The sequence below is a fragment of the Roseimaritima sediminicola genome (assembly GCF_009618275.1).
GTDB lineage: Bacteria > Planctomycetota > Planctomycetia > Pirellulales > Pirellulaceae > Roseimaritima > Roseimaritima sediminicola.
Genome location: NZ_WIAD01000011.1, coordinates 1 through 15,443, shown reverse-complemented (window position 1 = coordinate 15,443; position 15,443 = coordinate 1). Strand labels below are relative to the sequence as shown.

At 59.5% G+C, this 15,443-nt stretch carries 10 protein-coding genes; 4 read left to right on the top strand and 6 right to left on the bottom strand.

Annotation, left to right across the window (positions count from 1 at the left end):
• Positions 1-35 precede the first annotated feature (35 nt).
• Positions 36-1,661 (bottom strand): sigma-54-dependent Fis family transcriptional regulator, encoded by a 1,626-nt coding sequence (locus GE027_RS07925; protein ID WP_153556659.1) that lies wholly within the window; start codon positions 1,659-1,661, stop codon positions 36-38.
• A 242-nt stretch (positions 1,662-1,903) separates the two neighbouring features.
• Between GE027_RS07925 and GE027_RS07920 the strand changes: the two genes are divergently transcribed.
• Positions 1,904-2,455, top strand: a complete 552-nt coding sequence (locus tag GE027_RS07920; RefSeq protein ID WP_153556658.1) for a carboxymuconolactone decarboxylase family protein — start codon at positions 1,904-1,906, stop codon at positions 2,453-2,455.
• Positions 2,456-2,564: 109 nt separating this feature from the next.
• Positions 2,565-3,236, top strand: a complete 672-nt coding sequence (locus tag GE027_RS07915) for a peroxiredoxin-like family protein (RefSeq protein ID WP_153556657.1) — start codon at positions 2,565-2,567, stop codon at positions 3,234-3,236.
• Positions 3,237-3,384: 148 nt separating this feature from the next.
• Here GE027_RS07915 and GE027_RS07910 read toward each other — a convergent pair whose 3' ends face one another.
• Together GE027_RS07910 and GE027_RS07905 are read right to left on the bottom strand one after the other, a co-directional pair.
• Positions 3,385-8,160: a pre-peptidase C-terminal domain-containing protein gene (locus tag GE027_RS07910; protein WP_162006622.1), complete on the bottom strand. Its 4,776-nt coding sequence runs from the start codon at positions 8,158-8,160 to the stop codon at positions 3,385-3,387.
• Positions 8,161-8,349: 189 nt separating this feature from the next.
• Positions 8,350-9,354 carry a phosphotransferase gene (locus GE027_RS07905; RefSeq protein WP_153556655.1) on the bottom strand — a complete coding sequence of 335 codons (1,005 nt, stop codon included), beginning with the start codon at positions 9,352-9,354 and terminating at the stop codon, positions 8,350-8,352.
• A 317-nt stretch (positions 9,355-9,671) separates the two neighbouring features.
• Between GE027_RS07905 and GE027_RS07900 the strand changes: the two genes are divergently transcribed.
• Positions 9,672-9,980, top strand: coding sequence for a VF530 family protein (locus GE027_RS07900; protein WP_153556654.1), 309 nt, complete (start codon positions 9,672-9,674; stop codon positions 9,978-9,980).
• Between the two features lie 212 nt (positions 9,981-10,192).
• A complete protein-coding gene (locus GE027_RS07895) occupies positions 10,193-11,446 on the top strand; it encodes a sialate O-acetylesterase (RefSeq protein ID WP_237607379.1) in 1,254 nt (417 codons plus the stop codon).
• Positions 11,447-11,465: 19 nt separating this feature from the next.
• On the opposite strand, the gene GE027_RS07890 is transcribed toward GE027_RS07895, so the two are convergent.
• The 3 genes from GE027_RS07890 to GE027_RS07880 all read right to left on the bottom strand — a co-directional run bounded on the left by GE027_RS07890 (position 11,466) and on the right by GE027_RS07880 (position 15,186).
• Positions 11,466-14,324: a YncE family protein gene (locus GE027_RS07890; RefSeq protein ID WP_153556652.1), complete on the bottom strand. Its 2,859-nt coding sequence runs from the start codon at positions 14,322-14,324 to the stop codon at positions 11,466-11,468.
• 165 nt (positions 14,325-14,489) lie between these two features.
• Entirely contained in the window at positions 14,490-14,870 is a 381-nt protein-coding gene (locus GE027_RS07885; protein WP_153556651.1) for a restriction endonuclease, SacI family, read from the bottom strand.
• Positions 14,824-15,186, bottom strand: a complete 363-nt coding sequence (locus tag GE027_RS07880; protein ID WP_153556650.1) for a hypothetical protein — start codon at positions 15,184-15,186, stop codon at positions 14,824-14,826. Before GE027_RS07880 ends, GE027_RS07885 begins: the two co-directional genes overlap by 47 nt.
• Positions 15,187-15,443 lie beyond the last annotated feature (257 nt).

Here is a 15,443-nt window from a genome sequence, read left to right as displayed (position 1 = left end):
TGCCAGACCGAGATAGGACGGGACCCTAGGGGGGCTCAACGTTGAATTCCGAACGCTCGCATCCTCGACAGCAAGGTGGTGGGTTTGATACCAAGTAATTCGGCGGCGCCACCGTCTCCGTAAACTTTCCCGCCTGAAACAGCCAACGCCCGGCGCGTGTTTTCTCGTTCCAAGCTTCGCACCTCTTGGTCCGTCAATACCTGATCCGATACGGCGTCGTTCGCCTGCGTGTCCTTCATGCGCGGCTGTGTTTGGGGATCTTCCGGCAGGTCGAATCGCAGTTTGCCATCGGTGCAGATGATGACGGCGCGTTCGAGAACATGCTGCAACTCACGGACATTGCCGGGCCAGCTATATCGCTGCAACTGCTGGACGTTCGCTAGTGTAAGCTTCAGCGGTTTGCGTCCCAGACGACGAGCGAATCGCTGCAAGAAATGCTCCGCCAGTAACGGAATATCCTGGACCCGCTCACGCAGCGGCGCCAGCTCGATGGGAAAGACACTGAGCCTGTAGAACAGATCTTGTCGAAACCGTCCCTCGGCAGACTCCTGGCGAAGATTGCGATTGGTTGCAGCAATAATCCTCACGTCCAAACGCCGCGTTTGTTCTTCACCGATCCGTTCCAGTTCCCCTTCCTGCAAAACTCGCAATAGCTTTGCTTGAAGATCAAACGGAATCTCTCCAATCTCATCAAGGAACAGCGTGCCCCCATCAGCCAGCTCGAACCGACCGGCACGATCACGCAACGCTCCGGTGAACGATCCCTTGGAGTGCCCAAAGAATTCGCTCTCATACAACTCGCGTGGAACCGCCGCACAATTGACTTTGATCAACGGCCGCTCCGCACGGCTGCTGCGGCGATGCAATTCGCGAGCGATCAGCTCTTTCCCAGTCCCACTTTCGCCAAGAATCAGCACCGAAGATTCCGTAGGAGCCACCAGGTCAATCTGCTGACTGATCGTCTGCAACGCCGGACTGTTGCCAACCAATTCGCCGAACGACGCGACTTCGACCTCTTCACGCAAATACTCGTTCTCTTGTTCGAGCCGCGATTTCAGCAACTCAATCTCATCGACCGCTCGAGCATTCGCGATCGCGGCGGCCAAATGGTCAGCAATCATCCGCAGCCAATCGCGAGAGGAAACATTCAGCGGCTCGCGAGAAAAGAGTGCTAAAACGCCGAGCGTCTCGTTGCGATAGCGGAGCGGCAAGCCAAAAAAGGATTGGATTGCTTCGTCACGTACCCACGCCGGTCGTACGATCCACTGCGAGTCGGTGGAGACATCATCGATTTGAACCGTCTCTCCCGACGCGGCAATGTGACCAATCTTGCGAACAGCCATTGGCATCCGACGGAAGTCTCCGGTCGTTCGTTCCCAATGTCGATCCTGGCTTCGATCTTGGCCAAGGCTGGCGTGCCCGTAGCTGGCGACAAGATGCAGGCACCGCTGCCGATCATGGCACTCATCAGCCTTTAGGCAGCTCGCACAATCGCCTTCCAGCGGCGGACGCACCAGCCAAATCCTGGCCAATGCAACCTGCGCGTCGGGCGCCAATAGCCGAACGGCCAAGGGGAGCAGCTCCGGCAAGTGATGCTTCCCGGAGATGGCCAGCAGAATCTTGGTCGGATCGCCGAAAATCGCATGTCTCGGAAGGCTCATCCCACGGTCTCCGGAGCAACGGAATTTCGTGGAATTCCCACGAGATTTCGACTTTACACGAAATGTTGTGGCGAAGCCAGCGGGTCGCTTGTGTTTCGTAAGTCATTGTTGTTACACGACTTATGGTTTTCTCGAAAGGTTTGGCACGAAAGATGAGTAAGCGGAATGGCGTTCTGACTCACGTTGAGCCAGAGCGTACCGTATTTCGGTCCCGAAACCTTGTTTAAGTGGAGCCCCACGTCATGTCACGAATTCATCCAATCTCGCCTGAAAACGCCCAGGGCAAGTCCGCCGAACTGTTCGCTGCGGTCAAAAGTAAGCTCGGCATGGTCCCCAATATGATGCGGGCGATCGGCAATTCGCCCGCCGTGCTGGGTGCGTATCTGCAGTTCAGCGGGGGGCTGGCCAGCGGAACGTTGTCGAACCAACAGCGTGAACTGATTGCCTTGACGGTCGGCGAAGCGAACCGGTGCGACTATTGCTTAGCCGCACACTCGGCGCTCGGCCAGATGGCAGGGCTGGACGCCGACCAGATCCGCGACGCTCGTCACGGTTCCGCAGTGGATGCCAAGAGCGACGCCCTCATTCGGTTCGCACGTAAGTTGGTCGACGAGCGTGGTCATGTCAGCGGCGATGATTTGCAAGAGCTGCGCGGCCATGGCTTCACCGAAGGAGAGATCGCCGAAGTGGTAGCGAACGTCGCCTTGAACCTCTTCACCAACTACTTCAATCACGTTGCCGATCCGGATATCGACTTTCCCAAAGCCGATCCCTTGGCTTGCCGCGTCGCTTAAGCATTGAAGTCTGAAGCCACCGTCCGCGCGCCGCTGCGGGCGGTGGCTATTGGAAAGTCATCGCTCCCCAGCAATCCTTCCGCAATTCCACGACCCCACAAGAGCAGTCATGTCCAGGACATTTTCACTCGCCCCCCCATTCACTTTCGAATCGGCCGTCGCCAAAGTTCGCGCCGCCGTGATGCGGGCTCAGACGCAGAGACTGCAGGAGTCGCGTATCGTCGCTACGGCCCCCAAAACCGGCGACAATCTGGCAGACTTCGAGCTGCCTAATCATCTCGGCGAGAAGCGAAGCCTCGCAACTCTTAGAGAACGTGGACCTGTCGTCGTGACATTCTACCGAGGTGGATGGTGCCCATACTGCAATTTGGAGCTCCGCGCCTACCAGGCGGTTTTTCCGGAGATCAAGGCTGCGGGAGCGACGTTGGTCGCCATCACGCCGGAACTCCCGGACGCGTCGTTGTCGACCGCTGAGAAGAATGGTTTGGAGTTTGAGGTTCTCACCGACGCCGACGCCGTCTACGCACGTCAGGTGGGGCTCGTCTTTACGTTGCCGGAGCCGTTGCGCCCTATCTATCAGGGCCTTGGGATCAATATCGAAGAACACAACGGAGACGGTCAGTTCGACCTGCCGCTCGCGGCAACCTTCGTTGTCGACATCGATGGATCCATTGCCAGTGCTTTCGTCAACGCGGACTACACCGCGCGTGCGGAGCCGTCGGATGTTGTGAAGGTACTTCAATGCGTTTGCCACGGCGGACCGTCTGGAACCGTGGGCTAGTGCCCAAACGGCTAATGTAATTACCCCCCAATGATTCCTTCCCGCCTGCTTACTACTTTCCGCATGACCACGACTGGGAGTTTGAAGGGGCTCTTGAACACAGAGAGGCATCACAACGGAGGCGTCTGTCGGGAGCTTTGTATGCAGCTCAGTTCTCAGCACCGCTCAAATCGCTTGTCAGTTCTTGACGGTTCAGCCCCGAGAGCTGGTCTGCAGCGGTGCCGCGGCTCAAGTTAGCGAAGTACCAGTCCAATCCCGCGGCTCCGGTGATCCGGTCTTTGGAGCCGTCATCGGTGAAAGCGGATTCGGAATCGTCTACCGTCAGCACATGGCTCCCATTGACACCATCGCCGTAGTTGGGATCCGATGTGTCGCCGCGAAGATTGGCGATCCGAGTCTGGTAATCGCGAGAGGATTGCCATTCCGCCATTACTGCAGCAAAGGCGTCGTCGCGCCAAGCCGACTTGAAGGCTCCGGCGATCAAAAGATCGTCGCCGGCCTGTCCCAGTAAGTGATCTGCGCCAGTACCTCCGACCAGCACGTCTCGGTCTCGGCCGCCGAGCAATTGATCGTCACCGTCGCCGCCTAGAAGCAGGTCGCCCGCCGCAGCGCCCTGGAGTCGATCGTCTCCATCCCCTCCATCAAACCAAACTGGCAGGTTGATCGACGCCTCAGCCGCAATGTGATCGTCTCCGCCCTCACCCCAGGCAATCAACCGCTCGGTCGGTTCGAAGGTCCCCGTCGGCAGGTCATCGACAAAGACGGCGATGGGGCCACGACCGGAGCGGGACCGGAAACGAATTTGGTTGTCCATCGCAGTTCCCAGGACGCGAAGGCTCGTCCCATCCGGCTGAAGGGAGTCAAAAGCGTGTACCAAGGTCGGGCCATCCAGGAAGTCGATTGAGAGACGTTTCCCAGCGACTTGGTAATCTCCATAATCGGAGCCGCTAACGTGAATGCGGCTGCCCTCTTCAACGGCGTCAACTGCCCGCTGGATACTCCCGCTAGAAGGAGTCACGTAGACTGCTCCTGGCAGATAGGTGACCAAGCCTAGTCCCGACCGATCCAGGGCATGAACGATCAGGTCTTCAATCGCGAAAGGCGAGCTAAGGGACGTCGAGTCGACATGAAATTCGTTGCCAACGGCCGAGATGTTGCTGGTGCCATAGCTGCGAATCGCATCCCCCGCGGCGCTGACGAGAAGGCGATTCTTGCCGGCCTGATCGCTGGTGCCGAGATCGACGGTGCCTCCGCGAATCTCGATCGCAGCCTGGTCGTACGCAATGGATTCCGTCACCGTCGACGACCGCAGCGTAAGCTGTCCGCCGGTAACCAGAATCGTGGGAGCATCGGTTGCCGAAGACGCGTCGACTGCATTGTGAATCTGCATTCCGGAAACAAGCACATTGCCACCGGAAATGGTAAGCGCTGGCGAGGCACCGACAATGACAGTCGTCTCTCCGTTGCCGTTCAGCACCAAAGTCACGCCTTCCGGAGGCGAAGCTTCTAGGCCGGAGTAGGACTCTGCGCCTAGATCGATTTCCAGAGTAACGGGTTGCGATTGCGCGGCAAGATTATTGATCGCCGAGAGCAGTTCGTCAGCTTCTGCGTCATCAGCGGCTTCGAACCAAAGCTGATCTCCGCCCGTTGCATCCAAATCATTCACCACCTGCTGCAGGTTTGCGGCGGTGACCGCCTCGACCCGCAACGGAGGATCGATCGTCGCCCAGCTTCCGACTCCGCCATCTTTGTCGATCGCACGGACGCGGACGGAATAGGAACCCGCCGTCTCATAGACGTGCGAAATCGATTCACCAAGTCCGTTCTCAGCAGTTGGGGCAATCGTTGATGCAAATTGATCTCCCCAATCGATCTGGTACTCGAACCCGTTGGCACGATCCGCTTCGAAGACATCCCAAGCCGATACGTCAATCGTGACGTTCTGGTTGACGAGCGCGCTGATAGGGCCTTGGATCGCCGCGGACGGAGGCGCATTTTCAATTGTCACAGCGGTCGCATCGATCGTTGTTCCGCCCTGCGTATCTCGGACTCGCAGTGCGACGGTCCGTGTTGCGGGACCGTCGATCGTTGCCGCTGAGAAGGTGGGAGCGGCCCCGGAGGCGTCGACGTCGAACGTGACCCCATCGTATGAGAAATCCCATTCGTAGTCGACGATCGAACCGTCTGGATCGGTCGAACCCACGCTGCTTAACACAACCTCTCCCGCTTCCTCGACAACGTACGGACCGTTCGCGTCCGCAACCGGTAGTTGGAATGCGCCGAAGCTGATGTCGGTCGCAACCTCCGCACGCCCAACCTCCACAGTGTGAGACGAGCCTGCCGGCGCTGTCGCTTGCCAGTTCGCTGGGACCGGCACAGTCACTTGGTAAACGCCTGGTGGTAGATTTCCGATATCGTAGCTTCCATCGCTCGCAGTGGTTGCGGAACGCGGCCCGTCGGGAAGGCCGGCACCGTCCAGCAGAACTTCCCATCCGCCTAAGCCAGGTTCGGAAGCGTCTCGTTCACCATCTCCGTCGAGATCATGCCACTGGACTCCCCGTACCGCAGAAGGTGCTTTTAGGTCCAAGGCAACGGCATAGTCGCCTTTGGCCCCTGCCCTCGCGGTAAGCGAACGGAATACGTTGTAGTTTCGGTTCTCCGACGAAGACACGCCAAGGTAATAGATGCCGCCGGTCAGGAACGTGTAGTTAAGATTTGAGTATCCTTCGCTACCGCCATCATCGTCCGCCATGAGTTCTTGTCCTGAAGAATCGAAGAGACGCAAGTAGGTGTCAATCGGCGTCGCACCACTGGGAAGCCTTGTGGAGGCGATAAGGGTTCCTCCAGCGTCAGCTTCGAAGCGGAACAGATCAACATCGTTGTTCCCATTCGAACCATTGCCAATCAATTGGGACGCTGTGTAACTGCCGGAACCAGGTCCGATATTGGTATGGGTAGCAGACAAAGCTGTATCACCACTGTCGGAGGGCGCGGAAACCGCAACGGCGATGTCGTAGTCACCGCGACTGCCGTTCCGTCCACTTCCGGACACGAACGGGTCGTAGTAACGGTTGGAGTCGCCAGAGACTCCGAGATAGTAGGTTCCCGTCGCGTTGAAGGTGTACGTAAGTCGCGAATAGGATCCGCTGCCGCTGTTGTCGTCTAACGCCAGGGGCATTCCGTCGCTGTCAAAGAGTCGCAGGACCGTATCCATTGAGTTGCCACCATACGGCAACGAGGTCTGCGCGGTGAGGCTCGCACCGCGTGCTGCCTCGAAGCGATACAAGTCCACATCCTTTCCCAGCAGGTAGGTGTCACCAATGCGAGCGTCGAGTGAGTCGGAGCCCCCGTTGATGTCGATGCCGATCGGCTTGGCGGCCAGTAGCGTATTGCCAATATCTGCGGGTGAGGTCTCCACGTATAGATTCAATCTGTAAGAATGATAGTTGTTGGATTCGTTGAATTCGCGTACTTTATTTCCCGAATCAATTGACCAATAAACCTCGTAAGATCCCGAAGGAATCGAACTTGGTAGCGTTCCGCTCCAAGTAACCGTTGACGACGATAAGGCGCCGATCGAGCCGGAGCTGCGGGTGCCAATCGTATAGACACGATTGGTGAATATGTTTCGTGCGTAGAAACGAACGTCGAAGTTGCCAGAGGAGGAGGTGCCGTTGTTGCGTATCCGAGTGCTGATGCTCAGGTCGTCCCAGGCACGTAGGCGAGTGTCCGAGATGGAAGCGTGGGAGGTATTGAACCATTGGTCATGGTCGACCAGGTCAGCACGGTCGGTAGGACGTCGAGTGTTGTTGTCCGCCGAAATCCAGCTTCGCAATCGGTCAAACTTGTCTTGGTTAATGCGAGCTGATGCGTTGTAGGGATAACCAGCCGTCGATACCACGCCATTGATGTAACGCTCACCTATCGAAGAAACGTAACGCCACAGGGGACTACCACTTTGCCCGCCGGTTGTGTCAAGCGTCCCGTCGTAGTAAATGCGATTTGTGGTGGCATAATCGGTGGGACCGAAGACGCGATATAGTTCGTCGGCTTTGGTGTCGCGGCCATGTGCGTATCGGGGGTAGCCGGCGGAGTTGAGGTTCATGCCGTTGTAAGCGGAGTTGCCCGATCGCCACTCGTATCCATACCAACCGGTGTAGTTGCCGATGTTTCGGTCCAGAGTAACAAGCGCCCAGTCATGGTCAAAATCTTGGTCGCGTGTCCAGCCGGTGTAAGACCGAACATAGGTCCAATCCACCTCACCGTAGGGACGGTAGTCGTTGTTTTGGCCCAGATATATCCGCATCTGTGAGGCCCAGCCTCCGTCGTTTCGATTGTGGACACAGTGACCGGCAGTTAAAAAATGGTAAGGACTGACCATCGCCCCGGAGCAGGTTTTCCAGCCACTGGAGAGCCGAAATTCAAGATGACCGAGGGCCCGCCACGGATAGCTTGTCGTACTCGTGACGCGGATCCGATCGTCCTTTCCGTGGATTCCGAAGCGTGGATCGTTCTTGGAATACGACACGGAGTCTGCGACAAGGACCTGTTCCACAGAATTGCCGGGGAACGATGAAGTTGAGCCCTCGGGCTGCGAGTTATTCTCGCTACCGTCCAGCTCCTGCTCCGGAATCGCTTCCGGGGACGCGTCAGAGTCGCCCACAAATTCACTCAAATCCACCGGGAAAAGCGGTTTCTGCCCGTCCACTGCAGCTCGATCCTCTGGGTAATCGTTTGCCCCACCAGAGACGACGACGGTGTCCAGGGTAACCGCTTCCGCTGTGACCGGATCATAGCCGATGACCGCTGCGAGCAACGCCCGTTCCTCGAGCGGTTCGGCGCCGTGGAGCAGCCGGAACGTAAACCGCTTCCTCTTGGAGCTTGACCGCTTGCTTTTTCGAGTCCATGCAAATGACGGCATCATCCGGTTAAATCGTGGTGGACGCATCCTATGGCTCCCTAGCTGCACGTTATCGAGCGGATTTCCCCGGCCAGAATGGGGGGGGCGTCCGTCAGGTTACAGCAGGGGGTGGCTGTATGCAACAGGAGGGGGGGGGGCGGCCCCAGGACTCTAACCGCTTCCGCTTTCGCTGGACGAACTTTCTGTGTCGGTTCAGCGATGGCCGAGTTGTTGGAGCACCGATTGGGTGAGGCGGAGAGTGTAGGCGTTCAGCTTCCAGTGGCCCGGCGACCACCCGGTGAGGAAGCGGCAGAAATCCGCCCACGCGAACGGATACAGTTCGCGCCACTCGCGTTCCAGTTCCGCGACGTCGACGTTGCCTTCGCGGACGGCAATCGCATCCCGCAGGGCCGCGAAATAGCCGTTCAGCAGCGTCTCCTCTTGGGCCGCGGCCTCGTCTTCGCTCAAGCAGCTGCTGATCAGGTAGGCCACGTCCTTCATGCCACAGCCGCGACCGACATACTGAAAATCCACCGCGGCAACGCGATCGGGGTCGCAGTCGGAAAAGCAGAAGTTCGCAACTTTGGCGTCCCCGTGAACCAGCGTCTGGAAGGACGCCCCGTTCAAGCGGCGATCCATCTCTTCTGCCGCCTGCTTCAAAGGTCCGTCCGGCATGGCGGCGAGTTCGTCGGGGCGTGTCTCGAGGTGCCAGTAGGTGCCGACCGGCCACAAACCATCGGCCGAGCTTCCCAGGAACGTGGCATGAAAATTTGCCAGCCAGCTCAGGCAGGCTTGGAGTCCGCGTCGGTCGAGATCCTTTCGGCGGCGAGCGAAGCCCTGAGCGTCCAGGTCCGACAGCACCATCAACCAGCCGGATTCGTCGGCTTTCTCATGGCCGGCAACAAAACCCGGGACTTGGCAGGAACGGTCGCATCGTCCCGAATACCGTTCGTAGAACGCCTGCTCGACCTGGTAGGAACGAACTTTCCGCAGATGCGAAGCGTCTCCGCCCCAGCCTCGGCGGTTGGGGCGCGCTCGAGAGATGTCGACGTGTTTGATGACCACGTGGGTTGGGTCGCCGGATGCCTCACCCGGCAACCCTCGCAGTGAGACGCGTTGGATCACGCCGTAACCACTCCAGAGGCTTTGGATTTCTTCGCCCAGTTGAACGGACGAGGCACCGGTGATGCGCAGGACGATGTCGGAGAGCGAGTCCATCACGATTCAAAAAGGCTTCACGATGTAAGCGGGCGTACGGTGTTTTCAGCGTTTCCAGCTTGGTCGCGGGCTGCACCGGGAGGAATCAATGCGACTTCCAGCGAAATTGCTTCGGCGTGCTGTTAACAAGGACCGAGATCACTGTACCGCACATGCAGGCCCGGAACGACCGCCGGTGGCCGTGCGCAGGCGGCTCGGATTGTCGAACCAAGCCTTGGATCGCCGTCGGGACGGCGGTAAGTTGGGAGCGGCCGGAGCGGCGCTGCGTCGTTCGTATCCCTGCTTGTCCTGTATCCCCGCTTGTCCTGGGAAGTCGTATGAGTCACCCCCAGCCCAATAATCCGCTGCACGGCGTCACGCTCAAGGCGATACTCGAATACCTGGTCGCGGAGTACGGCTGGGAGCGGTTGGGCGAGCGGATCAAGATCAAGTGCTTTACCCACGAGCCGAGCATCAACAGCAGCTTGAAATTCCTCCGCAAAACGGACTGGGCGCGAGCCAAGGTCGAGCGGCTCTACGTTTACTCGATCAGCTACGACGAGCGTCAGAAGAAACGCCAAACGGACGCCCGAGACACGTCAAACGGCACCAGCAGCGTGTGGGATCGAGCCCGCCGGTGGCCGTGACGGCCGACGGCAAGATCGCGTGTTCCTCCTTCGGGGCAGCAGCTTGCGGACAAGCCCAGACGAACCACCACGGATCAGCTCGCAAGGTCGCAAATTTGCAGGTTTGGGTTGCAGCCGAGAAAATACGGAACCTGCCGCGTGGACGGGGGGGCTCGGCGATGCACCTCGGTTTCGCATTCGATTGTTATTCGAACCTCCAAGGAAAAGACCTCGTGAAAACGACCCTCACGCTGCTGATCGCTGTGTTGACTGTGGCCTCCTCCGCCCTCGCCGACAGTGGCCGCGCTGGCGACAGCCACGGGGAAAGCAGCAGTAGAAAGCCGCTGAAAGCGTTCATCCTGGCCGGCCAGTCCAACATGGAGGGGCACGCGAGGATCGAAACCTTCGACTACATCGGTGACGATCCACAGACCGCTCCGCTGCTGAAGAAGATGCGGGACGAGAACGGACAACCGCGGGTGTGCGACGGCGCATGGATCTCCTACTACACCGGCCGGGGCGAGAACAACGGCGAGGGCTTCGGGCCGCTGACTGCGGGTTACGGTTCGAGGTCGAACCCGGCCGAGGACGGTGGCAAGATCGGTCCCGAATTCACGTTCGGAATCACCATGGACGAAGCGTTCGAGCAGCCGGTGTTGATCATCAAGACGGCGTGGGGCGGCAAGTCGCTGTTCTATGATTACCGTCCGCCCAGCGCCGGCGTCTATCCGCGCACCGCCGCGGACATCGAGAGGGATCGACGTTCCGAGAGCGGTTCCGGGCATTATTACCGGATGATGGTCGAGCACGTCCAGAAGGTGTTGGGCGATATCGATCGTGTCGTTCCCGAGTACGACGCCGATCAGGGGTATGAGATCGCCGGTTTTGTTTGGTTCCAGGGTTTCAACGACATGGTCAGTCGCGACGTGTATCCGCTGCAGGACAAGGACGCGTCCGGAAACCGGTTCGCCGAATACAGCCGCTTGCTGGCCCACTTCATCCGTGACGTACGCCGGGATCTGGACGCGCCCCAGATGCCGTTCGTCATCGGCGTGATGGGCGTGGGAGGCGAACAAGCGAACGAGGGGAACCTGGAGTTTCGCGAAGCGATGGCCGCCCCCGCGTCGCTGGCAGAATTTCAAGGCAATGTCGTGGCCGTTCCCACATCGCCGTTCTGGGACGAGCCGCTGGCCGCGATTCAAGCCAAGTACGACAAGGTGCGGCAGATGGCCTACCTGCTGAGAACGGAGAACCAGCACGAAGCCAACGCGGACGGATCCATGTCGCCGCAGCAGCAACGAGACTATCTACAACGCTACGAGGCGGAGCTGGTGAGCCCGGAAGAGAAGGCGTTACGCGCCCGCGGCGCCTCCAATGCCGGATACCACTATCTGGGCTGCGCCAAGACCTTCGCGCGGATGGGACAAGCATTCGCCCAGGCCATCCTCGAGCTGCGAGACGCCTCGTCGCCGAGCCCCGCTGGCTAACCACACACGTGGCCTCGACCTATTTCTTCTCCAGCTCTTTCAGGATCGAATCCAGGGCGGCTTCGATGCGGCGGATGCGGGCTTCGATTCTGTCCAATCGCTCCTCGTCGCCGGCCGGCTGGCGAGCGTTTTCGGCCCTGGCAAGGGCTTCGGTGTATTGCTTGGCAGTCTCGGCTTGACGCCGCGCTTGTTCGCGGCGAGCGGCGGCTTCGGCACGCTGTTGCTCCTGCCGCTTCCGTTGTTGCTCACGCCGGGCGTCGATCGGTGCGCGCGGCCCGAGCACGATCAAAGAGAATTGAGTCGCGTCTTCCTGGCCATCGGATTCACGCAAGGCCGCGGAGATCGGCAGTTGAGCGGCAAACTGATCGGCCGGAAGAGATTTGCCAGTCAGATTCTTGTACTCCGACGCGTTCGCCGACACGTCGAACGGGTCGCGGTCGCGGGCGGATGTGTGCGGAAGGGTTTGGGCGGATGGACCGGCGACGAAGCGGTCCCAGAGTGCCGTGGTGTCGATGGTCAATTCACCGCTGGAGGAATCGATTGCAATTCCCTCGTATTCAGCCATCAGGCTGAACGTCACGCCTTCACTGGAACCACCGACGCCCAGTTGCACCGTTTGCTCGCCTGCGACGGCGATCTCGGTAGGTTGACGTTCCGTAAAGTACGTCGGCATCGTCGCCTTTTCGCCAATGGCTTCTGGAATGGTCGCGACAACTAATTCGTCTTCGTTCAGCACGAACACGCGTTCGGCGTCCGTGATGAGCCGCTGCTGCGAGCCATACCGATTCGTGCGACTGGCCGACTGCGTCGGCGCTACGGCGATCAAGGCGGACTGCAGCACGGTGCCATCCACCAGGTCGTGCAGTTCGAACCACGTTTCGGTCGTTCGCGCGGTGCTGTTGGGCGTCGTGCGAACGGTGACGGCGACGGGCCAACGTTCGGAGATAGTGGATAAACGGGGGCCTGACCATTGGGCGATCCGGTTGCCCGCGTGGTTCATCAATGTGGGGCCCGCGACGATCCTGCCCCAGCGTTCGACGGATTGGTTGCGTTGATGGGGGTTGTGGGGGAGCCGATTCACCGTTCCCGCTAACACCGGCAGTGCACTGGTCACACTCCGCACGAGTTTTCCGGAATCGTATTCGACCACGCGGTTTGCAATGCGAATTGTGTCGTGGCTGGTCCAGGCGATAGGGGCTTGGATGTGCCGATTAAAATTCGCCAGCCCGGCGATGGGGTGCGACTTCAGCGGGTTCACCTCGAAACCTTCGGTCTGGTCGCCCACGACGGCCAACCGGTCCTCGGAAATCTTGATCAAACGCGTCGGCGTCGACTTTAGGAACTGACGCTCGTTGGAGGTCAATTCGTGGTCCAGCCGGTAGAACAAGTTGCCTGAATTCGGGGCGAGGTAGATCCAACGGTTGTCGATCGCTGCGCAGCGAATGCCCTGGGGCAACGTTTTGCGAACGACCACATCCAGTTTGTCGACATCGATGACGACCAGGGCATCGGGGCCGGTGTGTGCCGGATGGCGTTCTTCCTGGCCGGGGGCCGGGCCCCACACCAGCATGCGTTTGCCATCAGGCGACAACGCCATCGACTTGGGCGGGAAATCGAATTCCAGCGTGGGAAGCGTCGTGTGGACGGTCAATTCGGCGGAATCGACGACTGTGCCATCTGCCTGTTTCGCCTCCAGCACGATCGTTTGAAAGCCGACGTCCTCGGCGGTCGGCGTCCACACCAAAGCGTCGCCATCGATCCGCGCCGCCTGGGGACCGCGTGCGATCGCGATGTGTGTCTTGGATTCGACGTCGGCGTTGGAGACAGCCAGTTCGATTCGCAGTGGCTGGCCGACCAGCGAAGTGACCTCGCTGGGGACATCCAGCATTCGCAGCGGGGCCAGTTGGTCGGCGTGGTCCTCTAGATCGACCCAGTGGACCGAGGCGTGCGTGCCGACGATGACCAGGTTGTTGGGCAAGTCGAACCGAATCGTCTTGTCCGTCTTGTCCGATAAATCGACGTTGTCGAGGACGACCGTGGCGATTTCCGAAGCATCGCTGAAACGCTCCAGATGAAGCTCGTTGCCTTTCAGCGACGCGGCGAGATCAAAGGTCGGATGGATGGCCACGGGCGTGCCGCCGAACGCTCGCACCTGCTCGGTGATGTCCAGCGGGTACAACAGATTCCCCAAGGTCCAGTAGCGGTTCCTCGGTCCGGGGACGATCTGGCCGAAGCTCTCGTGGTGACCGCGCACCTGGGTAAACGTGAACGCTTCTTCGTCCACCTTCATCAGATCCCCGCCGCTGGGCGTAGACTTGCCCCGCGCATCGACGACGATCCAGTTGCCGTCGCGGCTCATCGCGACGTGGATCGGATGCGACTGCCTCCAGGGCTGAACTTGCTGTTGCGCTCGAATCTCCAGGGCTTGCGTATCGACTTGAAAGACCTCGCCGTCCCACCACGCCGATCCCGTTTTGCAGATCGCGTACACGTACGGATTATCGGCTTGCGAACAAAACAACGCGTAGGGGCCGGTGCCGGGCAATTGGACCGATCCGGCGATTTCATTGCGGGCCAGATCAATTAAAACCAGCGACGGGGACTTGGTGCAGGCGACGACCAGCAGGTCCCGTTTGATAATCAGCTCGGTCGGATCGCCAGCAACCGCGATGCTGCGGACTTTGCCACCCTGCGACGAGTACTCGACGACCTCGTTCTGGTTTTTTACCGTCGCGAAGACGCGACCCGTTTCTTCTTGCACGGCCCAGCCGGCCGCCTCGACAGCCAGGGTTGCCGGGTCCGCCGCCGGCGAGTTGGAGGCGGTCCAGACGCAACCGAGCAACACGACACAAACACAAACCAGCAATCGACAAAGCATGAAACCGTTCCCTAAAGCAGCAAGCGAGAAGGAAAGAGTATACGTGATCCGCAGAGCGACCGGTAAAAAAACGGCAGAAGCCGGCCCCCGCAGTCGAACTCGCGTCCGCGGCCCGCGCGCGCATCCCGCAGTCTGGATAACCCCACGGAAATCCCGGCTCCGCCCCTAAAATCCTGCTTCCTTCAGCACGCTGTGCAAGGCGCTGCGGGTGGGATACGCGGTACGAATGGAATCCGCTTTGGCCATGGCCATCGGCCTTCCACAGGCTTTCGCGAGCAGGGACAACTCCTCGGCGGCTCGCTGATAGGCAAGGCGAGTGCGTTCGTCGATGGCGGCATCGATTCGAGCGATGGACTTTTCAGGCGTGTCCGCGATGCTCGCCAGCTGTGCTTGCAGCAGCCGCTCGGCTTCGGCTTTACGGCGTTCGGCTTCTAGGGCCGCGGCCGCCTGCCGCGTGTGCTCTCGCCGAGCTTCGATCTCGCAGACGCTTTCCCGCAGCTCACCAATGGTTCGCGTCCCCTTCCGGTTCAAGGCTAAGGATGCCACCGCTGCCTTGATCGTCGGGAGCCCAGTAGATTCCGTCTACGGAAAGATAGGATTGCAGTTCGCTGGCGTACTTGAAACCATCTGGGATTCGGAAACAAAGACGCCGGATGCCAAAGTTGGCATAGTGAACGTGAACATCGTAGCCGCGGCGCATCATTTCCATGACGTCGCCACGAAAATCGCCAAAAAGATACTCGTTGGTAAACTGCCAACGACTGATCACAGCCCGCGTCGATTGTCCGTGCATGAAGCTCAGCGCTGCGTCATCCAGTGGCGCATCCACGGCACGAAACTCGACCCATTGATACTCAGCCATCCCACAACCTCGTGGTATTCTCTCGATCGACGCCGGCCCGCCGATTGGCAATTCGTCTGGCGCTGCGTCAACATTTGATCATAGGGTCTGCCCGTCGCTGAAGTCGCCAGACTTTGGATCTGCTCGCCAGTCTATTGCATCCAAGCAGGTTTACAGACAGAGCTTAGGAAAACAACAGGCTGGAAGCCTATGCCACAGAGTAGCTCGGCTGTCCCAGCCGAGTTTCTGGTTTTTACGGCTGAGACAGCCGTGCTAAG

What these genes read in the sequence shown, in the direction of transcription:
- GE027_RS07925 (WP_153556659.1), bottom strand. Translation starts at nt 1,661, where the DNA reads ATGAGCCTTCCGAGACATGCGATTTTCGGCGATCCGACCAAGATTCTG.
- GE027_RS07920 (WP_153556658.1), top strand. Translation starts at nt 1,904, where the DNA reads ATGTCACGAATTCATCCAATCTCGCCTGAAAACGCCCAGGGCAAGTCC.
- GE027_RS07915 (WP_153556657.1), top strand. Translation starts at nt 2,565, where the DNA reads ATGTCCAGGACATTTTCACTCGCCCCCCCATTCACTTTCGAATCGGCC.
- GE027_RS07910 (WP_162006622.1), bottom strand. Translation starts at nt 8,160, where the DNA reads ATGATGCCGTCATTTGCATGGACTCGAAAAAGCAAGCGGTCAAGCTCC.
- GE027_RS07905 (WP_153556655.1), bottom strand. Translation starts at nt 9,354, where the DNA reads ATGGACTCGCTCTCCGACATCGTCCTGCGCATCACCGGTGCCTCGTCC.
- GE027_RS07900 (WP_153556654.1), top strand. Translation starts at nt 9,672, where the DNA reads ATGAGTCACCCCCAGCCCAATAATCCGCTGCACGGCGTCACGCTCAAG.
- GE027_RS07890 (WP_153556652.1), bottom strand. Translation starts at nt 14,324, where the DNA reads ATGCTTTGTCGATTGCTGGTTTGTGTTTGTGTCGTGTTGCTCGGTTGC.
- GE027_RS07880 (WP_153556650.1), bottom strand. Translation starts at nt 15,186, where the DNA reads ATGGCTGAGTATCAATGGGTCGAGTTTCGTGCCGTGGATGCGCCACTG.